The following is an 18,882-nucleotide window of genomic DNA, read 5'->3' on the forward strand; positions in this document are numbered from 1 at the left end:
GAATCGAATGCGCCGCGTTACGATGGGTCGCCTCCTGGCATGCATCGCCGCCCTCTGCTATGCCGCCAGCGCTGCGGCGATTGCGGTGCTCGATCTGACGTACGACGCGCCGAAAGATCAGCTCGTCATGACCATCGCCTATCGCGGCACCAATCCGGATCATGAATTCCGGGTGCAATGGGAAACGTGCGCAAAGCTCGATGACGAACGGATGCAGATTCTCGGCGTGCTGATCGACGACCAGCCCAACGATCACGCCCGTCAGGAATTCTCAAAGCCGCTGCGCATCGATATGCGCAACTTCAGCTGCCGGCCGGCCAAGGTGACGATCAAGACCTCGGCGGGCTTCTTCACCTCGGTGGATGTCCCGGCGCCGAAAACCAAGTGGAGCCCGCCTCAGCCCGGTACGGACCCGCGTAACGCGCCGTAACTAGGGCCTGTTAACAGGCCCTAGGCGACGCTGGCAACCGTTTGCGTCGCGAGCACCGGCCCGACGGGATGACAAAACTCACGCTGAGCGAACGCGATGCGCTCGGCGGCGGGGGCCGAAAAATTGGCGCGCTCGTCGCAGATCTTCAGACGACGTAACAATCCCTGCCGATTGGCGATCTGAATCGCCAGCCCCGGCCGGGCATTGAGCTCCAGCACCAGCGGACCGAGATCCCGATCGAGCACGACGTCGACGCCGATGTAGCCCATGCCGGTCAGCTCGTAGCAGCGCGCCGAAATATCCAGGATGACGTCCCAGTCCGGAATCTTCAGCCCCGAGATCGCGTGGGTCGTATCCGGGTGATGAGTGACCACCTGCGTTCCAACCACGCCATCCAGAGTCACCCCGGAGGCCAGATCGATGCCCGCGCCGACCGCGCCCTGATGCAGATTCGCTTTGCCGTGCGACTGACGCGTCGGCAGACGCACCATCGACATGATCGGAAAGCCGCGATACACGATCACCCGAATGTCCGGCACCCCCTGATAGCTGATGCGCTCGAACAGCGGCGAGAAACGCACCATGTATTCGACGATCACCACGTCCTGCACGCCGCCCAGACTGAACTGGCCATTGATGGCGTTGGACAGGTGATGAGACAGGAAGTCGTCGTCGAGCAACGTACCGCTGATGGTTCGATAACGGTGCGAGCTGCGCCCGGAGATCACCACGATGCCGTCGCCCGCGCTGCCATGGGCCGGCTTCAAGGCGAATTCCGGATGATCCTTCACGATCTCCGGCAGCCGCCGGATGTCGTGCTGAGTCTCGATCACCCCATACAACTGCGGAACCGCGATCCCCGCCGCCAACGCCAGCCGTTTGGTTTTCAGCTTGTCGTCGACCAGCGGATACAGCCGCCTCGGATTGAATCGCAGGATGTAGTCGCCGTTGCGCTTGTTCAGCCCAAGCACGCCTTCGTCGGCCAGCCCGCGATACCGGCCAAACATTACGGCCCGCTCCGCGACGGCGCCAACGCCTTGAAGCGCCATAGCTCCAGCAATCGATAGCCGGTGTAGCGGCCGGCCAGGATCGACACCGCGATCACCAGCAACAGCAGCTCGGGGAACACGAAGATCAAGTGCTCCAGCCACGCGATGCCCATGACGACATACGCGACCGCCGCGACCAGCAAGCTGCCGATACCCTCCTGGATGGCTTCCGAGGCGCCACGCTCTTCCCAGACGATGGACATGCGCTCGATGGTCATCGACAGAATGACCATGGGGAACAGCGCGATCGACAGGCCCGGCTGCAACTCCAGCTTCTGACTGAGCACACTGATCCCCATCATCAACAACACGACCACCGTCAGCACGGTCGTCAAACGCGGCACCAGCAGCAACCGCAGCTTTTCCAGATAGAACCGGATCAGCAGTCCCAACGAGACGATGACCGCGAACAGCACGATGCCCCACAGCAGCCGGGTCTCGCGAAAGGCCAGCGCGACCAGCACCGGCATGAACGTGCCGAACGTCTTCACGCCGATGAAGTTACGCAACAGCATGATCACCAGCGCGCCGATCGGAATCATCATCAGCACCGCATAGACCGCCTGCGTCGCGATGGGCAGCGAGAACAGCGAGAAATCCATGGCGTGCGAGCCAGTCAGTTCGGCGCGACGTTCCGCGACCACGATCGAGTCCAGCAGGTTCTGCTGAACCGCGAGCGTCACATCCAGATTGCCGCCGCCCTCGAGGCTGGCGATCGGCTCATCGCCACGCCACCAGATCAGGAAATCCGGCGGCAGCCCCTGCTCCAGCGTCTTGGGATCGAAGTACAGCCACTGCACGCCGTCATGCACTTCCAGCAGCTGTTGAGATTGCACCGGGCCCGTCACGCTGCGCAGTTGAATGCCATGGGCGATGCGCGCCGGGATCTGAGCACCTGCCAGGAAGATGGTCGCCAGCTCAGCCGCATCGGCATTGGCGCTGCCACGACTCATGAACAGGCTGACGTACGGATCGCGCTCGGCGTGATTGATGTGACGAAGCAACTCGGTCGTGAAGCTCGCCACGTCCGCCGACTGCCGCCGCACTTCGGCGATCAAACCCTCCATGGCGATACGCGACGGCTCATCGAGCACCGGCCGTTCAGGAAACGGCGGGGTCGTGTCCTCGGCGATACGGCTGGCATCGCGATACACCTGCGCGCGGTAGTACAGCGTCTGCGGACCACTCGCCTCACGCAGCGTCCATTGCGATTCACGGCCTGCCGGCGCGCTGCGGGTCGCATGACCGAAGCCTCGCGAAATGAAATTCTCATCCAGGATGGAGAAGCCCGGCGTCAGATTGGGAATGCGCAAGGTCGCCTTCACCGCCGCCGGTCCCGGATCGAAGCGCACCGCCGCCTCGACGGTCCAGACGCGCGTCTGTTCCTGCGGCTGCAGCGGGAAGCCGAGCACTTGCGACTTGTACGCGAACAGCGTCAAGCCGATCAGCGCCAGCACCGCTGACAGCACATAGATGTGACGATTGTTCATTCGATCAGGCGGGCGGAATCTTCGCTCTTGATATCGACCAGCAAATCCACGGGAACCGTTGCGCACCGGCCAGCTGCAGCCACGTCACCATGCTCGACCAGCAACGCCAGCTCCAGTGCGCGACCCAGAGTCATCGCCACCCGGCGGGCGTTGGCCTGCAGGCGGCGCGGGTCGTCATTGTGACTCAACCAGCTCGACACGTGCTCGACGGCGGCCAGTGCCTGCTGTCCGACCTGGGTCAGGCGCTCCTCATGCTGAGCGGAGATACCCTGCTGAATCCGCTGTCGCAATGCCGGCAATCCGGCGCTGAGCTCTCCACGCAGCACTGTATCCAATGCCAGCACGTTCGTGGTCCCTTCCCAGATCGGCAACACCTGGGTGTCCCTTAGCAGCAGCGGCAGACCGGTATCTTCTACATAACCGGCACCGCCGAAGGCTTCTATGCATTCGCTCACAACGTTGACGGCTTGTTTGGCGGTGAGCAGCTTGGCGATGGGGGTGATCAGTCGCAGCAGCGCCTTCTGAGCATCGTCGAGCTCGCCGGCCTCCTGTCGCCCGATCAGCTCCACCAGTTCGAAGGCCAGCAGGAACGCCCCTCGCGTTTCCGCTTCCAGGCCGGCGAGCGTATCGACGTGCAACGGCAGCTGGTCCAGCTTCGCACCGAACGCGCGCCGCTGACTGGCATAAGCACGCGCCAATGCCATTGCCCGGCGCATGAAGCTGACCGAAGTCACGCTGTTCCAGGCGCGGGTCACGGTCAACATGGGCTCGATGTTTCGAGTGCCATGTCGCGTATCGCCGACCAGCACGGCGCGCGCACCGTCCAATGTGAGCTCGGCGGTCGGGACCTTGCGCGTGCCCAACTTATCTTTCAAACGCTCGACGCGGATGCCGTTCAGGCGGCCCTCGTCGTCGTGCGTTTCGACGTAGAACATGGCGAGACCGCTGCCGCCGGGACCGTTGCCTTCGGGACGCGCGAGCGTGAGCGCCATTTGTGACGTGATGGCCGAGGTGAACCACTTCTTGCCAAACAAGCGCCAGCCACCGGACTCATCGCGCACAGCGCGAGTCAACGACGCACCGACATCGGAGCCGCCGGTCGATTCGGTCATCCATTGTCCGCTGGTCCAGGCCTGCGCCGGATCGCGACTGGTCAACCGGACGAGCGCGCGCTCGATGAGTGCCTGGTTGCCGGAAACGGATAACGTACGGGCGGCACCATCGGTCATGGCCAGGGGGCAGGTATAAACATCGGACGACGCATGGAACAGATACACCGCCGCGAACTGATGGATCCGGGAGAAGCGGCCGTGACGGCGTTCATAGGGAATCGCGATGAGCCCGTGACTCGCCGCGATGTCGGCGGCCCGGCGCCACAGCGGCGAGACCTCGATACGATCGACGCGATTGCCCCAGGCATCCCACTGCGTGAGCGTCGGCTCGTTGAGCCGGTCCTGCAACTGCAGTCGATACAACTCGCCGCCGGCCAGCTCACCGAGCTCGGCCAGTGACGGCTCGATCTGCGCCAGCATCCCGACGGGCAGGCGCCGCTGCAAATAGCCACGCAAAAAGGCATCGTCGCCATACTGGTTGCCCAGCACCGGCGGGGCTTGGATGAAGAGCGTGCTTTGCATCCCCCGGCCTCCAATGTCCCTTCAGCTCAACGATGCGAGCGAACCAACGCCGGCGCCGCCCCGCCAATGCCGAGCGCACGCCCCATCAGGAAACGTTTGGCGAGCATGCTGCCGTCCAGGATGCTCAAGCCGGTGCGACGCGCCCAGCCAAGCGTATCGGCGCGACTGCCAAACAACTTGTTCAAGCCATCGACCAGTCCCAATGCCACGGCGTTCTCGCTCTTGCGCCAGCGCTCGTAGCGACGCAGGACCCGTCGCTCCCCGATAGCGACCGGCGCAAGCCCGGCGTCCAGCTGCTCCGCCAGCACTTCGATCAACGCGGCGCTGTCCAGAAACCCCAGATTCACACCCTGCCCCGCCAATGGATGAATGGCGTGAGCCGCATCCCCGACCAGCACGAAGCGCTCACGGCAATACTCCCTGGCGTGGGTGAGCCGCAAAGGAAATTGACCTCGCGGCCCGGCCAGCTCGACTTTGCCAAGGAGGTTGTCGATAGCTTGCGCCAATTCATTGGCGACCTGCTCGGGAGCTGCGGACACCAGACGTTCGGCGTGCTCGGGCGTGGTGGTCCACACGATGGAACTGCGCCCGTCCGCGAGCGGCAGGAATGCGATCGGTCCATCGGGCAAGAACCGTTGCCACGCCGTTCGGGCATGCGGATGTTCGGTGCGCACGTGAGTCACAAAGGCACGTTGGTCGTAATCCCAACCGCGGGTCTCGATGCCAGCCAGCTTGCGACTCAATGAACCGGAGCCATCGGAGCCGACGATCAGCGCCGCCTCGATACGACGACCGTCGCTGAGAATCGCCGCGGCATGGTCGTCCTCGAACTCCAGACCGGTCAGCTCGCCACGGAGCAACGTCACCCGATTGCGAAAAGCGGCGCAGTCATAGATCGACCACAGCACGCGGCGGTTCTCGACGATGTAGCCGAGATTCGGCTCGCCCGATTCGCTCGCGGAGAAGTGAATCGACCCGGGGCCGCGCGGCTTGCCCTCAGCGTCCCATACGCTCATGTCATCGTACGCGCAGACGTGCCGGCCCGGTATCAGCGGCCATGCACCGATCTCGCTCAGGATGCGCTCAGAAGCACGTGAGATGGCGGAGACGCGCAGATCGATGTCGTCAGCCGCATCGGGCGGTGGCATGGTCGGCGGGTTCGCCTCCAGCACGGCGATGCGCAGGTCGGCGAACTGACGATGACTGGCGGCTAAAGCGGCGACACAGGCGCCGACCATGCCGCCGCCGATGATCAGAATGTGGAAGCCTGTTTTCATCCCTTGCTCAACGGCGCGCCGCGTGCCAGACGTGGCACTCGACCGGCGGCTCCCAGCGACAACTGCGACAATGCATCCTTCGCGGCCGGCATGAGATCGAACGCCAGCATGCCCGCGTTACGCAGCAGCTTGATCGGACCCAACGGCTGCGAGAACAACCTCACCAGGCCATCGGTGAAGCGCACGATGTTGCCGCGATCGGCGGCTCGCCATTCACGATAGCGTTGCAGCCACAAGCCATCGCCCGCGTCGAACTCACCGCCGGCTTGCGCGAGCCCGTCGGCAAGCACCTCGGCAAGGCTCACGGCATCGCGCAGGCCGAGGTTGAATCCCTGGCCCGCGATCGGATGCAGCGTCTGAGCCGCGTTACCGACAATCGCGAGACGCTCGGCGACGTATTCGTCGGAACGAGTCAACGACAACGGGTACAACTGACGTTGTCCCACCCGCGTGAAACGGCCGAGGCGGAAACCAAACGTGTCCTGCAAGCGCGCGAGGAACTCGGCATCGCTCAGGGCCGTCATTTCTTTGGCGGTCTCGGGACTGAAGGTCCACACCAGCCCCAATCGGCCTTCGGTCAACGGCAGCAGCGCGAGCGGCCCCGCATTGGTGAAACGCTCGTACGCGACGTGATCGTGGAAGTGCTGGGAGAGCACGTTGCTGACCAGCGCGACCTGCTCGTAGTCCCAGGTGCTCGAGCCGATGCCCGCCGATTGCCGCACGGTGGAACGAGCACCGTCGGCGGCGATCGCCAGCTTCGCCTCGACGATACGCACGCCGTCGTCCATCGCACATTCGATGCGCCGGGCGTGCGGTTGCAATTGCATCGACTGAACTTTGGCCGGTGCGAGCACGGTGATGGACGGTTCCGCCTGCAACCGCCGCCACAACGCCGCGCCCATCACGCGATTGACGACCACGTAGCCCAGCGAGCTCAGTCCCTGTTCCCTGGCATCGATCCGCGTGAAGCCGAAGCGGCCTTGATCGGAAACATGAATGCGCCGGATCGCGGTGGCCTCGCGTTCGATCAACGACCACACCCCGAGCGCTTCGAAAATGCGACGACTGCCGTTCGATATCGCAGTGGTGCGATCGTCGAAGCTCGGTTGCTCGACGGCACCGAACGGCGCCGCCTCGATCAGCACGACTTTGAGCCGCAGCTTCGCCAGGGCGAGCGCCAGGCTCGCGCCGACCAGTCCACCGCCGGCAATGGCGACGTCGACGGTCGAGGCGGGGGCGTGCGGGTCGCTCATGCGTTCATCAGCTTTTCGATGCCGTCGGCGTCCTTGACCAGGCCCGCCGTCAGCACCTCGTTGCCGTCCTTGGTTACAACCACGTCATCTTCGATGCGCACGCCGATGTTCCACCAGCGCTTCGACACCCCCTTGCTGCCAGCCGGAATATAGATGCCGGGCTCGACCGTCATCGCCATGCCGGGCTCCAGCACGCGCCATTGATCGCCGATCTTGTAGTCGCCGACATCGTGCACGTCCATGCCCAGCCAATGACCGGTGCGATGCATGTAGAAACGGCGATACGCGCCTTCCTTGATCAGATTGGGCACCTTGCCCTTCAGCAGGCCGAGCTTCACCAGGCCTTGGGTGATCGCTTTCACGGCGGCCTCGTGCGGCTCGTTCCAATGATTTCCCGGCCGGGTCTTGTCGATCGCGGCATGCTGAGCCTCCAATACGACCTCATACACCGCCCGCTGCTCCGGCGTGAACCGGCCGCCGACCGGAAAGGTGCGCGTGATATCGGACGCATACAGCTCGTATTCGCAGCCGGCGTCGATCAACAGCAGGTCGCCGTCGCGCAGTTCTTCCGAATTCTCGTGATAGTGCAGGATGCAGGTGTTCGCACCGCCGCCGACGATGGGGTGATACGAGATGTCCGCGTCGTTCATCCGGAACTCGTGGAGCAGCTCGGCCATCACCTGGTATTCCTTGCGACCCGGCTCGACGAACTGCATCGCGCGTCGATGGGCGGCCACCGCGATTCGGGCCGACTCGCGCATCGCCTCCAGTTCGGGGCGCGATTTGTATAGACGCATGTCGTGCAAGAGATGATCCAGCGCCACGAACTCCTGCGGCGGGTGGATGCCGGTGCGTGCCTGCGACTTGAGCGAGTTCACCCAGCCGATCACGCGCTGATCGAACTCCTGATGCAGTCCCATCGTGTAGAAGACGCGGTCACAGTTCTCCATCAGTCCAGGAAGGATGTCGTCGATGTCGTTGATGGGGAACGCATCGTCAGCACCGTAATCGCGCACAGCGCCTTCCGGCCCGGCACGTTTGCCATCCCATGTCTCGCGCGTCAGGTCGCGCTCGCGAGTGAACAGCACATACTCGCCGTGGGCGCGTCCCGGTATCAGCACGGCCACTGACTCCGGCTCGGCGAAGCCGGTGAGATAGAAGAAATCGCTATCGGGCCGATAGTGATAACTGACGTCGCTGTTGCGCGTCTTTTCGGGAACGGCGGGCAGGATGGCGATGGCGCCGCGGCCCATCATTTTCATGAGCTGCCGGCGCCGGCGGGCGAATTCGTCTTTGCGCATGAGCTACGCTGGTTGGATTAGTGCAGAGGGCCGGGATCGGGGTGGGTGTCGTCGTCGTCCAGTTCGAGGTCGCTGTCCGCGCCGGTCTCGATGCGATGGACGGCGGCGGGAATCAGTTCGTCGTGGATCAACTGCACGCCGACGCGCACGTACTCGACCACTTCGGCATAGGCTTCTTCTTCGCTCTCGTTGCCGTCGCCTTCCAGCTCGACGCTGGCGCGGCCGATGTGCGTGAGGTCGTTGAGAATTTCGTTGACGTTGCCGGGCAGCTGTTCCTGCTTCAGCGCCATCTTATTGGCTGGTCCGGCGGTGCCGAATCCATACAGGAAGCCCTGGCACCACTGCGACAGGCCGGCGGCGCGCGTGGCCAGCGAAACATCGTCGTCGGGCAACAGCGCTTCGAATTCCATGTCTTCGCCGCGCAACGCATTGAGCGTGTCGGCGTACAACAGACGCAACGCCTGCTGACTGTCCTCGTCGTTGCGCTGATCGGCGTCGGGAATGATTTCTTCCAGCCAGCGCTCCATCGAATAGTGGGGCGACGTGCACAGCGCGCCGACCAGACAACCGTGGGCTTCCGTCGCCGGCACCGACGAGTCGAGCCCTTCCAGGACGCGAGCGACTTCCGCGAATGTGACTTGCAGCATCGCGTGTATCTTAGCACTGTGCCCCCTGTGGCATTGAGCCGCTCCATGGATTTGACGGATTTCGGCCCTGGTTTGACCGGTCGGAGGGCGGGACGCATAATCCGGCGCATGAATCCACTTTCGTCCACCGGCGCCTCCCGGGCCGTCGTCGATCAAGAGCTGAAACAGCTCGAACGGCGTGTGGACGAGCTGGTCGCGCTGGTCTCCCAATTGCAGGAAGAGAACCGCGCCTTGCGCCAGCGACAGGATTCGATGATGACGGAGCGTGCCACGCTGCTACAGAAGAATGAGCAGGTGCGCGCGCGGGTCGAAGCGATGATTGGCCGCCTGAAGGCGATGGAGCACAACGCATGAGCGACCGCATGGTCCGTGTCAGTGTGCGAATCCTGGAAAAGGAGTACCAGGTCGCCTGCCTGCCCGAAGAGCGTTCCGAATTGCTCGACTCGGCGGAATTTCTCAACGGCAAGATGCGCGACATCCGCGACGCCGGCAATATCGTCGGCCTGGACCGGATCGCGGTGATGGCGGCTCTGAACCTCGCGCACGAATTGCTCAAGCGCAATCGTAACGAGGCCATCGAGAGCGAAGTCAGCGAGCGCGTCAAGCAGATGCGCGAGCGGGTGGAATCGGCATTGAGCCGAGGACAGCAATTGCCGCTGTAGGCATTGAAACCCGACGCTCCGGCCCGGATATGGGGTACGGATGAACTTGGGGCTGCGGATGCGCGTTACGGACGCAGACTCAGAATCGATTTTGTTATGGCGCTGCCTGCGGTGTTCGACATGTGTCGGGTTACCTCTCGACCCTAATGTTAATACCCCCGGGATTCGGCGACGTGGTAGCGGTGTGCAAGTCCGTCTCGAACGGAAAGCCTTAGCTGCCACAGCTGCGTCCCACCTATTGCTCCGTGTCGAGAGCAATGGCTCATGACGGCACAGGCGGGTAGCGCCTCCTCTCCTTCCTCCGGGCCGGCGGCACTGCTGGAACGACAGCAACTGCGCCGGCACATGCGGCAACTCCGTCGCGCGCTCTCGCCAACGACACGTGACGAAGCGCATCGGCAATTCGCCCGCTTCCTCAGCGGCTCGCATCGCTTGCGCCCGCGACAACGGATCGCGGTGTACTTCGCGTACGGTCACGAAGCGGACCTGAGTCACGTGATCGACATCGCACGCCGGCGCGGTTGCCTGCTCTACCTACCGGTCATCACAGACTTTCGTCGTAGCCGCATGCGCTTCGTGCGCTATCGAACCGATAGCGTGATGCGCGTAAACCGGTACGGCATCGCCGAACCCGATCCGCGTCATGCCGAAGTCATTCCGGTGCGCCAACTCGATCTGATCCTGCTGCCGCTGGTCGCATTCGACGAGCGCGGCTGGCGGCTCGGCAGCGGCGCCGGCTTCTACGATCGCAGCCTGCATCACTTGCGCGAAGGACGCCGCTGGCGGCGACCGACGCTCATCGGCGTCGCTTACGAGTGCCAGCGCGTCGCGCGACTGCAGGCCGATCGCTGGGACGTGCCGCTCGATGGCATCGTGACTGAACGGGGACTGCATTGGTTCGAGCGGCACCCTGCTACGCTCTGATCATTCACTCACGGAGTCGCCATGAACTACTGGTTGATGAAGTCCGAGCCCTCGGTGTTCGGCATCGAGCAACTCGCCAAGGCCAAGAACAGCACCACCGGCTGGGATGGCGTGCGCAATTTCCAGGCGCGCAACTACCTCAGGCAGATGCAGCAGGGCGACCTGGTGTTCTTCTATCACTCGAGCTGCGAAATCCCTGGAATTGCAGGCGTTGCCGCCGTACAACGCGAGGCGTATCCGGACCCGACGCAGTTCGAGAAAAAGAACGATCACTACGATGCGGCCAGCGATCCGGACAACCCGCGCTGGTACATGGTCGACGTGAAGCTCGTCAGGAAGTTCGACAGGGTCATCGCGCTCGATGAACTGCGCAAGCATGCCGACGGCAAGCTCAAGGACATGATCGTGCTCAAACGCGGCAACCGACTGTCGATCACACCGGTCAGCAAGAGCGAATGGAGCTTCATCGAGTCGCTCGAGCGAGCTTCGAGATGAGAGGGAGCACAACAAAATTGCACGCGCCTCTTGCTTGCCATTTTTAATTTATGTATATACTGCGCCCGGACTAACTCGACATGGAGATCTAGTATCATGGCAACGAAAGCAAAGAAGTCTGCGAAGAAGAAAGGCGGCAAGAAGAAGGCTGCCAAGAAGAAGTAAGTTCTTCTGAGTAGATGATGATGAAGACTGTGCCCGCGAAAGCGGGCACAGTCGTTTCCGGAGCCTGGAAAAATAGGTCTTTCAGCGCATCCACCCCAACGAGCCGCACACCATGAACGCCGACCAACTCAAGCAGCAAGCCGCCCTCGCCGCCCTCAGCCACGTGCAGGAGGACGCCATCCTCGGCATCGGAACCGGGTCGACGGTGGATCTGTTTATCGATGCGCTGGCTGCGCAAAAGCTGCGCATTCGAGGCGCGGTATCCAGTTCGGAGCGCTCGACGACGCGGTTACGCCGGTACGGTATCGATGTGCTCGACCTCAATACGACGGGTGAGCTGGACCTCTACATCGATGGTGCGGACGAGTCGGATCGTCACCGACGCCTGATCAAGGGCGGTGGGGGTGCATTGACCCGCGAGAAGATCGTTGCCGCCGCATCGCGGCGCTTCATCTGCATCGCCGATGAATCCAAACTCGTCGGCGTGCTCGGCAAGTTCCCGTTGCCGGTCGAAGTGATTCCGATGGCGCGCTCGTACGTCGCCCGACAATTGGTCGCGCTGGGGGGACAGCCGGTCTATCGCGAAGGCTTCGTCACCGACAACGGCAATCAAATCCTCGACGTGCATGGTCTGTCCATCGTCGATCCGGTCACGATGGAGAGCGACATCAATCAGCTCGCCGGCGTGGTGACCGTCGGTCTGTTCGCACGACGGCCGGCGGATCTGCTGATTCTCGGTTCGCCTAGCGGCGTGCAGACGATTTGAACGAGCCGACCGCGGACAGGATCTCCGTGACCAGCTTTGGACCGCGATAAATGAGGCCGGTGTAGATCTGAATCAGATCCGCACCGGCCTGCAAGGCAGCAACCGCCGCCGCACCTGAATCGATCCCACCCACCGCGATCAGCGGCACGTCGTTGCCCAGATGCTCACGCAAGACGGGGATCGACTTCAGCGCCAGCGTACGCATCGGCGCGCCGCTCAATCCACCTTGCTGCTCACTGTTCGGCACACCCTTCACCACATCGCGAGTGATCGTGGTGTTGGTGGCGATCACACCGTCGATGCGCAGCTCGCGAACCAATCCAGCGATCGCGGCGAGATCTTCGCTCGCCAGATCGGGCGACACCTTCACCAATATCGGCAGCGCTCGCCCCGAGCTTGAGGTCAATTGCACGCGAGCTTCGAGAAGAGCATCGAGGATGGGACGCAGTTGATCGACTTGCTGCAGCTGTCGCAGGTTCGCAGTGTTCGGTGACGAGACGTTCACGGTCACGTAGTCGGCGTGCGGAGCGACGACGCGAAAACATTCGACGTAATTTCGCGCGGCATCTTCGAGTGGCGTGGTCGCGTTCTTGCCGATGTTGATACCGCACGGTCCTTTGAACTTGCGCTGCGCCAGACGATGCGCAATCGCCTCGGCCCCTTCATTCGGAAAGCCCATGCGATTGATGAGCGCATTCACTTCAGGCAGTCGAAACAGACGCGGCCTCGCGTTACCGACTTGTGCCTGTGCCGTCACCGTACCCGCTTCGATAAAGCCAAAACCGAGTGCACCGAGCGCGTCGATGTGCTTCGCGTTTTTATCGAGTCCCGCGGCCAGACCGACGCGATTCGGAAAGCGCAAACCCATGAGCGTTACGCCCTCCTCCGGCCTCGACTCATGCGTGCCGAGCATGCCCAGCGAGTGGGCCATCTCGAGCATGGCGAAGGTCACTTCGTGCGCGCGCTCACCCTCGAGGGAGAAGAGGATGGGACGGATGAATGGGTAGAGGGTGTTGATCATTGCTGGCACGCCGGAGGGACTGGGCACCGGCCAATTATCGGGTTTATCCGCCAGCTTTGTACGCCGCTAACATCGACTCGTGGTTTTATTTCCAATTCGGATTGTGGTTGAGTTTCGCGCCGTACGGCCACGCAAGCACCTGCTTGGAATCGGTGGACCGTTTCGCAAACCACCCCGCGGGCAAGTCGCGGCGTGAGTTTCCGCAGTCACAACAGCGCGGCAAGGCGGCGTGAGTTACCAGCCGAAGTCACCCGACCAACTCCGAGAAAGCTTAGCCGGCGCGTGCGTGGTGCCGAGGCCATCCCCAAAAAGCAAAAGCCCGCCGAGAGGCGGGCTTTGCGTGTTGGTTGGGGGACTAGGATTCGAACCTAGGTTGACGGAGTCAGAGTCCGTAGTCCTACCGCTAGACGATCCCCCAATAATCCCAGGACCGCGGTTAGCGCTTCGAGAACTGGGTTCCGCGACGGGCCTTGCGGAAACCGACCTTCTTACGCTCGACTTCGCGGGCGTCGCGGGTCACGTAACCGGCGTCGCGCAGGGTCTTGCGCAGCGTCTCGTCGTACTCCATCAACGCGCGGGTCAGACCGTGACGGATCGCGCCGGCCTGGCCGGTGATGCCACCGCCCTTGACCGTCACTTCCACGTCGAAGGTGTTGTCCATGCTCACGGCTTCCAGCGGCTGACGCACGATCATGCGCGCGGTCTTGCGGCCGAAGAACTCATCCAGCGTGCGGTTGTTCACGCGGATGTTGCCGGTGCCCTTGCGCAGGAACACGCGGGCAGTGGAGGTCTTGCGGCGGCCGGTGCCGTAGTTGGTCGAAATGGCCATGTGATACCTGAATTAAATCTCGAGGGCCTTCGGCTGCTGAGCGGCGTGCGGGTGCTTGTCGCCCGCAAACACGTGCAGCTTCTTGAACATCGCGCGGCCGAGCGGGTTCTTCGGGAGCATGCCCTTGACCGCGAACTCGATGGCGCGCTCGGGGTGCTTGTCGAGCAGCTTTTCCAAGCTGGTGCTCTTCAGGTTACCCATGTAGCCGGTGTGGTGATGGTAGAACTTGTCCGTCAGCTTGCGCCCCGTCACGCGGACCTTGCCAGCGTTCAGGATGACGATGTGATCGCCAGTGTCGCAGTTGGGCGTGTAAGACGCCTTGTGCTTGCCGCGCAAACGCGAGGCAACCTCGGAAGCCAGACGGCCCAGGGTCTTGCCAGTCGCGTCGACGACGAACCAGTCACGACGGACCGTTTGCGCATTGGCGAAGACGGTACTCATTGAAATCTCCGGGAAAACTTATGCGCCCCTGCCAGCCAGGGGGCGAAAAGGCCGGCAAGTCTAATGGACACCTGAGGCCAATGCAAACGCTTAGAAGCGTTGATTTACGGCAGGATTCCCCTAGCCCTCGCCGGGCACCCCGGAGGCCGGCCGGCCGCGGGGGACATATATAATGAATCCCCATGGAATCCTCGAGCCACGCCGAGCCGACCGGCCGCCGTTATACCCTCCTCGACCGCCTGCTGCAGCCGGCCGATCAGACGCTGCGGACCCTGTTCGCCAGCCATGTCGCGGCCCGGCCGAATCCTGCCGACAACCAGCCCGAAACACCCGAAATTGCCGACAACCCGGCCAACCGCCGCCATGTGGCCGCCCTGATGCGGATCAATCATTCCGGCGAGGTGGCGGCGCAGGCCCTCTACCAGGGACAGGCGTTCACTTCCCGGGCCGATGCAACCAGGGCATCACTGATGGAAGCGGCTCGCGAGGAGACCGACCATCTGGCCTGGTGCGCCGATCGCATCCGCCAGCTGGGCGGCCGGACCAGTGTGCTGAACCCGCTCTGGTACGCGGGCTCTTTCACCATCGGCGCACTCGCCGGGCTGGCGGGCGACAAGGTGAGCCTGGGATTCGTGGCCGAGACCGAACGCCAGGTGGTGGAGCATCTCGACGGACATTTGCAACGTTTGCCGGCAGACGATGCGCGCACCCGCGCCATCATCCAGCAAATGAGCGCCGACGAAGAACGTCATGGACGCAATGCTGAACTGGCCGGTGGTGCGGCGTTGCCGGGGCCGGTGCGAACGATGATGAAGCTCACCGCCAAGGTGATGACGCGGATCTCGTACTGGCTGTGAGAGTGTGATCGGGTCGACACATTGAGCTGAACGACATTGATCCTGCCGTCAAATAGTCGACGTAACGATTTGCCGTGCAAGCAAAAGCTTGCGATGTAGGGTCATACTGTATTAAAAGTCGCGGCAAGACATATTGTCGTCAAGTCATCCCACTAAAGTCATTTAGTTACAAGCACAAGGCGAATAGGGGCGGGTTATGGAAGAGGGCGCAAGGCCATTGAGCGATATTCCGGCGATCAACCGGTTCCTGAGCTACTGCCGGATTCGCACGGTGCCTTCCAAGACCGTCGTCATCCACGCCGGCGACCTGCCCGATGTGCTGTATTACATCGTCAGCGGCTCGGTCGAAGTGATGATCGAGGACGAGGAAGGCAACGAGATGGTGCTCGCCTACCTCAACAAAGGGCAGTTCTTCGGTGAGATGGGCCTGTTCTACGAACAGCCCACCCGCAGCGCCTGGGTCCGCACGCGTCAGCAGTGCGAGCTGGCCGAAATGACCTATCCCCGCTTCCGTCAGCTCGCGGCCGAAAGCCCGGGCCTGGTGTTCGAGCTCGCCACCCAGCTCGCCACCCGCCTCGATCGCACCAATCGCAAGCTCGGCGACCTGGCCTTCGTCGACGTGACCGGCCGGGTCGCGCACGCCATCATGGATCTGTGCAGCGAGCCGGACGCGATGACTCATCCGGAAGGCATGCAGATCAAGGTGAGCCGTCAGGAGCTGTCGCGCCTGGTCGGTTGCTCGCGTGAAATGGCGGGCCGCGTGTTGAAGGTGCTGGAAGACCAGGGCCTGCTGCGCGCTACCGGCAAGACCATCGTCGTGTTCGGCGCTCGCCCGAAGATGAAGACCAAGCCGCCGCTGGCCGCCGCCGCGGGCCGCGCTGGCGCCGCTACCGCGGGCACGTCACCCGCGAATCGTCGTACCGATGATGACGACGAGGACGATGAAGACGACTTCGACGACGAGGACGAGGAATAGAACCTCGCTTCAGTCGCGAGACGACTCACTGAAGGCCGCGCAAGCGGCCTTCAGCGTTTCTGGCGCCCGCTACTTCGCAGCCTTCGCGATCTCGGCTCGCATGTCTGAAATCGTTTTGCGGTAATCCTTCGAGCCGAAGATCGCCGAGCCCGCCACGAACGTATCCGCACCGGCAGCCGCGATCTCGCCGATGTTGTCGACCTTCACGCCGCCGTCGATCTGCAAGCGAATATCACGACCGCTCGCGGCGATCATCTCGCGCACCTTCTTCAGCTTGCCCAGCGCAGACGGAATGAATTTCTGTCCGCCGAAGCCCGGGTTGACCGACATCAACAAAATCATGTCGACCTTGTCGAGCACGTAATCCAGCACATTCAACGGCGTCGCCGGATTGAGCACGATGCCGGGATGACAGCCATGCTCGCGAATCAAACCGAGAGTGCGATCGATATGCTCGCTCGCTTCGGGATGGAAGCTGATCCACGATGCGCCCGCGGCCGCGAAGTCGGGAATGATTCGGTCGACCGGCTTCACCATCAGATGCACATCGATGGGCGCGGTGATGCCGTGCTTGCGCAGCGCCTCGCACACCAGCGGCCCGATGGTGAGGTTGGGCACGTAATGATTGTCCATCACGTCGAAATGAATGGTGTCGGCACCGGCGTCCAGCACGGCCTTCACCTCTTCGCCGAGGCGAGCGAAATCGGCGGAGAGAATCGAAGGAGCAATCCAGGGTTGGTGTGTGGGCATGGCGGAAACCTCGTGATCTATCGCATCGCGCGTGCTTCACGCAGCACTTCGTAAGCAGCGCGAACTTGCCGGGTTTTTTCCTCGGCGACTTTCATCATCGACTCCGGCAGGCCGCGCGCGACCAGCTTGTCGGGATGATTTTGATTCATCAAGCGGCGATATGCCTTCGTGACTTCGGCATCCGACGCCTCGGCAGTAACACCCAGCACTTCGTAGGCCTGCGCGACTTTGTCGACTCGGGGGCGCGCCTCGGGCGGTTGACGGGACGACTGCTGCATTCGCAGAAGCGCCTCCATCTGTATCACCTCGTAAGCCGACACGCTCAACGTCGCCGCGACTCGAGCCATCACCTGGCGCGCGGCCGGCGTGAAGCTGCCGCTCCACAATGCGGTCTGCAATTGAATCTGGATGAACATGCGCAGCACGTCGGGGCGGTCGGCCAGCTTGCGGCGCAGCTGTCGCAGTGTCGCCTCCAGCGGAAATTCCTTTTCCTTGCCCTGCGTGAACATCTGGATGGCGAATTCGACTTCGCGATCGCCGAGCCGGAATTCGGCCATGATGGCGCGCGCGGCGCGGATCTCACTTTCCGAAACGTGTCCGTCGGCCTTGGCGATGTGGCCCATGACCTGGAAGGTGGCGCGGAAGAACGCTTCCTGCGCGCCCATGCCGGCCATCTGGGCCGTGGCCGCGTCGTCCTCGCTGTTGCCCAGGCTGCCGGCAAGACCACTCTCGGCCTGCGCGTCGAACAGGTGACCGATGAAGGTGCCGAACAATGCGCCGACCGGACCCGCGGTCACCCCGCCGATCAGCGCGCCCAGTGCTTTACCTTGCCAGAACATCGATGCTTGAAGCCCTCCTCACCCGCTGCGACAATCCACAACTTGGTGACAATGGCCCATTTTGTGGATTCGTCACCTGGCGATATGTTAGCAGCTCGTACCCGCTGCGATTCGTCCGACGGTCAACAGTGTTTTTCCTCTCATTTTTCATCGAGTAATCCAGTGACTCAGCCCTCCCCGCCCATGCACGAGTCGCGCTTGAGCGGCCTCCAGCGCATCTATCAGGGCAAAGTCCGCGACATCTACGCCATCGACGACCGGCAGATGCTGATCGTCACCACCGACCGCCTGAGCGCGTTCGACGTGGTGCTGCCCGACCCGATTCCGGGCAAGGGCGCGGTGTTGACCAAGATCTCGCGCTTCTGGTTCGACCGCACCAGGCACATCGTGCCCAATCACATCCTGGACACGCCGCTGGAGAGCGTGGTCACCGACCCGGCCGAGCGCGCATTGATCGCCGATCGGTACATGATCGTGAAGCGCCTCAAGGCGCTGCCCATCGAAGCGGTGGTGCGCGGTTACATCATCGGCTCGGGCTGGAAGGACTACCAACAGAGCGGCAAGGTGTGCGGCATTCAGCTGCCCGAAGGCCTGCGACAGGCCGATCGTCTGGCCGAACCGCTGTTCACGCCGGCGACCAAGGCCGAGATCGGCGAGCACGATGAGAACATCGATTACGACCGCGCCGTCGCGATCGTCGGTCGTGGCCTCGCCGAACAAGTGCGCGCCACCGCGCTCGCGTTGTATCGCTTCGCCACCGAATACGCACTCACTCGCGGCATCATCATCGCCGACACCAAATTCGAATTCGGCATCGACGACGCCGGTCATCTGACCCTGATCGACGAGGCGCTGACGCCCGACTCCTCGCGCTTCTGGCCCGCCGACACCTATCGGCCGGGCACCAGTCCGCCGAGCTTCGACAAACAGTTCGTGCGCGACTACCTGGAAACATTGACGTGGGACAAGCGCGCGCCCGGACCGAAGCTGCCGCCCGAGGTGGCGCAGAAGACCGGCGAGAAATACGCCGAAGCGCTGCGTCGCCTGACCGCATAGGGCATGACTTCGAGCCGGTT

Annotated in this window: 20 protein-coding genes, 1 tRNA gene, 1 other RNA gene and 1 pseudogene; 10 read left to right on the forward strand and 13 right to left on the reverse strand. The window is 62.8% G+C overall.

The features are described 5' to 3' along the window. Positions 1-7: 7 nt before the first annotated feature. Positions 8-430 carry a hypothetical protein gene (locus EKO19_RS03560; protein ID WP_129775017.1) on the forward strand — a complete coding sequence of 141 codons (423 nt, stop codon included), beginning with the start codon at positions 8-10 and terminating at the stop codon, positions 428-430. Positions 431-450: 20 nt separating this feature from the next. On the opposite strand, the gene EKO19_RS03565 is transcribed toward EKO19_RS03560, so the two are convergent. From EKO19_RS03565 to EKO19_RS03595, 7 genes are read right to left on the reverse strand one after another with little or no spacing between them, the layout of a single operon-like run. Next, positions 451-1,437 carry an alpha-L-glutamate ligase-like protein gene (locus EKO19_RS03565; protein WP_129775018.1) on the reverse strand — a complete coding sequence of 329 codons (987 nt, stop codon included), beginning with the start codon at positions 1,435-1,437 and terminating at the stop codon, positions 451-453. Then, positions 1,437-2,969 (reverse strand): inactive transglutaminase family protein, encoded by a 1,533-nt coding sequence (locus EKO19_RS03570; protein WP_129775019.1) that lies wholly within the window; start codon positions 2,967-2,969, stop codon positions 1,437-1,439. The genes EKO19_RS03565 and EKO19_RS03570 overlap by 1 nt, the downstream gene beginning before the upstream one ends. Continuing rightward, a complete protein-coding gene (locus EKO19_RS03575) occupies positions 2,966-4,603 on the reverse strand; it encodes an acyl-CoA dehydrogenase family protein (protein ID WP_129775020.1) in 1,638 nt (545 codons plus the stop codon). Before EKO19_RS03575 ends, EKO19_RS03570 begins: the two co-directional genes overlap by 4 nt. Positions 4,604-4,629: 26 nt before the next feature. After that, positions 4,630-5,880, reverse strand: coding sequence for a UbiH/UbiF/VisC/COQ6 family ubiquinone biosynthesis hydroxylase (locus tag EKO19_RS03580; protein ID WP_129775021.1), 1,251 nt, complete (start codon positions 5,878-5,880; stop codon positions 4,630-4,632). Beyond that, on the reverse strand, positions 5,877-7,133 hold the full coding sequence (gene ubiH / locus EKO19_RS03585; RefSeq protein ID WP_129775022.1) for a 2-octaprenyl-6-methoxyphenyl hydroxylase: 1,257 nt from the start codon (positions 7,131-7,133) through the stop codon (positions 5,877-5,879). Before ubiH ends, EKO19_RS03580 begins: the two co-directional genes overlap by 4 nt. After that, complete coding sequence (gene pepP / locus EKO19_RS03590) at positions 7,130-8,434, reverse strand: Xaa-Pro aminopeptidase (RefSeq protein WP_129775023.1); 1,305 nt, start codon at positions 8,432-8,434, stop codon at positions 7,130-7,132. Before pepP ends, ubiH begins: the two co-directional genes overlap by 4 nt. 17 nt (positions 8,435-8,451) lie before the next feature. After that, a complete protein-coding gene (locus EKO19_RS03595) occupies positions 8,452-9,081 on the reverse strand; it encodes a UPF0149 family protein (RefSeq protein ID WP_129775024.1) in 630 nt (209 codons plus the stop codon). A 108-nt stretch (positions 9,082-9,189) separates the two neighbouring features. On the opposite strand from EKO19_RS03595, the gene EKO19_RS03600 reads away from it, so the two are divergent. The 6 genes from EKO19_RS03600 to rpiA all read left to right on the forward strand — a co-directional run bounded on the left by EKO19_RS03600 (position 9,190) and on the right by rpiA (position 12,093). After that, on the forward strand, positions 9,190-9,435 hold the full coding sequence (locus tag EKO19_RS03600) for a TIGR02449 family protein (protein ID WP_129775025.1): 246 nt from the start codon (positions 9,190-9,192) through the stop codon (positions 9,433-9,435). After that, the gene (locus EKO19_RS03605) at positions 9,432-9,743 is read left to right on the forward strand and encodes a cell division protein ZapA (RefSeq protein WP_129775026.1); all 312 of its coding nucleotides are present in this window, start codon (positions 9,432-9,434) and stop codon (positions 9,741-9,743) included. The genes EKO19_RS03600 and EKO19_RS03605 overlap by 4 nt, the downstream gene beginning before the upstream one ends. Before the next feature lie 100 nt (positions 9,744-9,843). Next, a non-coding RNA gene (ssrS, locus tag EKO19_RS03610) (6S RNA) lies at positions 9,844-10,030 on the forward strand. A gap of 46 nt (positions 10,031-10,076) precedes the next feature. Continuing rightward, on the forward strand, positions 10,077-10,667 hold the full coding sequence (locus EKO19_RS03615; RefSeq protein WP_281281034.1) for a 5-formyltetrahydrofolate cyclo-ligase: 591 nt from the start codon (positions 10,077-10,079) through the stop codon (positions 10,665-10,667). Between the two features lie 21 nt (positions 10,668-10,688). Continuing rightward, complete coding sequence (locus tag EKO19_RS03620; protein ID WP_129775028.1) at positions 10,689-11,162, forward strand: EVE domain-containing protein; 474 nt, start codon at positions 10,689-10,691, stop codon at positions 11,160-11,162. 277 nt (positions 11,163-11,439) lie between these two features. Then, a complete protein-coding gene (rpiA, locus tag EKO19_RS03625) occupies positions 11,440-12,093 on the forward strand; it encodes a ribose-5-phosphate isomerase RpiA (RefSeq protein ID WP_129775029.1) in 654 nt (217 codons plus the stop codon). On the opposite strand, the gene EKO19_RS03630 is transcribed toward rpiA, so the two are convergent. From EKO19_RS03630 to rplM, 4 genes are all read right to left on the reverse strand, one after another. Further along, the gene (locus EKO19_RS03630; protein WP_129775030.1) at positions 12,071-13,114 is read right to left on the reverse strand and encodes a quinone-dependent dihydroorotate dehydrogenase; all 1,044 of its coding nucleotides are present in this window, start codon (positions 13,112-13,114) and stop codon (positions 12,071-12,073) included. The genes rpiA and EKO19_RS03630 overlap by 23 nt on opposite strands. Positions 13,115-13,458: 344 nt before the next feature. Continuing rightward, positions 13,459-13,532, reverse strand: a tRNA-Gln gene (locus tag EKO19_RS03635). Between the two features lie 18 nt (positions 13,533-13,550). Continuing rightward, positions 13,551-13,943: a 30S ribosomal protein S9 gene (rpsI, locus tag EKO19_RS03640; protein WP_129775031.1), complete on the reverse strand. Its 393-nt coding sequence runs from the start codon at positions 13,941-13,943 to the stop codon at positions 13,551-13,553. A 12-nt stretch (positions 13,944-13,955) separates the two neighbouring features. Beyond that, positions 13,956-14,384, reverse strand: coding sequence for a 50S ribosomal protein L13 (gene rplM, locus EKO19_RS03645; RefSeq protein ID WP_129775032.1), 429 nt, complete (start codon positions 14,382-14,384; stop codon positions 13,956-13,958). A 182-nt stretch (positions 14,385-14,566) separates the two neighbouring features. Between rplM and coq7 the strand changes: the two genes are divergently transcribed. Together coq7 and crp are read left to right on the forward strand one after the other, a co-directional pair. Continuing rightward, positions 14,567-15,241, forward strand: coding sequence for a 2-polyprenyl-3-methyl-6-methoxy-1,4-benzoquinone monooxygenase (gene coq7, locus EKO19_RS03650; protein ID WP_129775033.1), 675 nt, complete (start codon positions 14,567-14,569; stop codon positions 15,239-15,241). A 196-nt stretch (positions 15,242-15,437) separates the two neighbouring features. Then, a pseudogene (crp, locus tag EKO19_RS03655) lies at positions 15,438-16,073 on the forward strand (cAMP-activated global transcriptional regulator CRP); the annotation flags it as partial. 213 nt (positions 16,074-16,286) lie between these two features. On the opposite strand, the gene rpe reads toward crp, so the two are convergent. Then, positions 16,287-16,967, reverse strand: a complete 681-nt coding sequence (gene rpe / locus EKO19_RS03660; RefSeq protein WP_129775035.1) for a ribulose-phosphate 3-epimerase — start codon at positions 16,965-16,967, stop codon at positions 16,287-16,289. 17 nt (positions 16,968-16,984) lie between these two features. After that, on the reverse strand, positions 16,985-17,806 hold the full coding sequence (djlA, locus tag EKO19_RS03665) for a co-chaperone DjlA (protein WP_129775036.1): 822 nt from the start codon (positions 17,804-17,806) through the stop codon (positions 16,985-16,987). Positions 17,807-17,989: 183 nt separating this feature from the next. Between djlA and EKO19_RS03670 the strand changes: the two genes are divergently transcribed. Next, positions 17,990-18,862: a phosphoribosylaminoimidazolesuccinocarboxamide synthase gene (locus EKO19_RS03670; RefSeq protein WP_175596997.1), complete on the forward strand. Its 873-nt coding sequence runs from the start codon at positions 17,990-17,992 to the stop codon at positions 18,860-18,862. Positions 18,863-18,882: the final 20 nt, after the last annotated feature.

The organism is Peristeroidobacter soli, from assembly GCF_004138485.1.
Taxonomy (GTDB): domain Bacteria; phylum Pseudomonadota; class Gammaproteobacteria; order Steroidobacterales; family Steroidobacteraceae; genus Steroidobacter; species Steroidobacter soli.

Bases quoted from the DNA above. Each gene is read 5' to 3' on its own strand.
- EKO19_RS03560 (WP_129775017.1), top strand. From the start codon at position 8: ATGCGCCGCGTTACGATGGGTCGCCTCCTGGCATGCATCGCCGCCCTC.
- EKO19_RS03565 (WP_129775018.1), bottom strand. From the start codon at position 1,437: ATGTTTGGCCGGTATCGCGGGCTGGCCGACGAAGGCGTGCTTGGGCTG.
- EKO19_RS03570 (WP_129775019.1), bottom strand. From the start codon at position 2,969: ATGAACAATCGTCACATCTATGTGCTGTCAGCGGTGCTGGCGCTGATC.
- EKO19_RS03575 (WP_129775020.1), bottom strand. From the start codon at position 4,603: ATGCAAAGCACGCTCTTCATCCAAGCCCCGCCGGTGCTGGGCAACCAG.
- EKO19_RS03580 (WP_129775021.1), bottom strand. From the start codon at position 5,880: ATGAAAACAGGCTTCCACATTCTGATCATCGGCGGCGGCATGGTCGGC.
- ubiH (WP_129775022.1), bottom strand. From the start codon at position 7,133: ATGAGCGACCCGCACGCCCCCGCCTCGACCGTCGACGTCGCCATTGCC.
- pepP (WP_129775023.1), bottom strand. From the start codon at position 8,434: ATGCGCAAAGACGAATTCGCCCGCCGGCGCCGGCAGCTCATGAAAATG.
- EKO19_RS03595 (WP_129775024.1), bottom strand. From the start codon at position 9,081: ATGCTGCAAGTCACATTCGCGGAAGTCGCTCGCGTCCTGGAAGGGCTC.
- EKO19_RS03600 (WP_129775025.1), top strand. From the start codon at position 9,190: ATGAATCCACTTTCGTCCACCGGCGCCTCCCGGGCCGTCGTCGATCAA.
- EKO19_RS03605 (WP_129775026.1), top strand. From the start codon at position 9,432: ATGAGCGACCGCATGGTCCGTGTCAGTGTGCGAATCCTGGAAAAGGAG.
- EKO19_RS03620 (WP_129775028.1), top strand. From the start codon at position 10,689: ATGAACTACTGGTTGATGAAGTCCGAGCCCTCGGTGTTCGGCATCGAG.
- rpiA (WP_129775029.1), top strand. From the start codon at position 11,440: ATGAACGCCGACCAACTCAAGCAGCAAGCCGCCCTCGCCGCCCTCAGC.
- EKO19_RS03630 (WP_129775030.1), bottom strand. From the start codon at position 13,114: ATGATCAACACCCTCTACCCATTCATCCGTCCCATCCTCTTCTCCCTC.
- rpsI (WP_129775031.1), bottom strand. From the start codon at position 13,943: ATGGCCATTTCGACCAACTACGGCACCGGCCGCCGCAAGACCTCCACT.
- rplM (WP_129775032.1), bottom strand. From the start codon at position 14,384: ATGAGTACCGTCTTCGCCAATGCGCAAACGGTCCGTCGTGACTGGTTC.
- coq7 (WP_129775033.1), top strand. From the start codon at position 14,567: ATGGAATCCTCGAGCCACGCCGAGCCGACCGGCCGCCGTTATACCCTC.
- rpe (WP_129775035.1), bottom strand. From the start codon at position 16,967: ATGCCCACACACCAACCCTGGATTGCTCCTTCGATTCTCTCCGCCGAT.
- djlA (WP_129775036.1), bottom strand. From the start codon at position 17,806: ATGTTCTGGCAAGGTAAAGCACTGGGCGCGCTGATCGGCGGGGTGACC.
- EKO19_RS03670 (WP_175596997.1), top strand. From the start codon at position 17,990: ATGCACGAGTCGCGCTTGAGCGGCCTCCAGCGCATCTATCAGGGCAAA.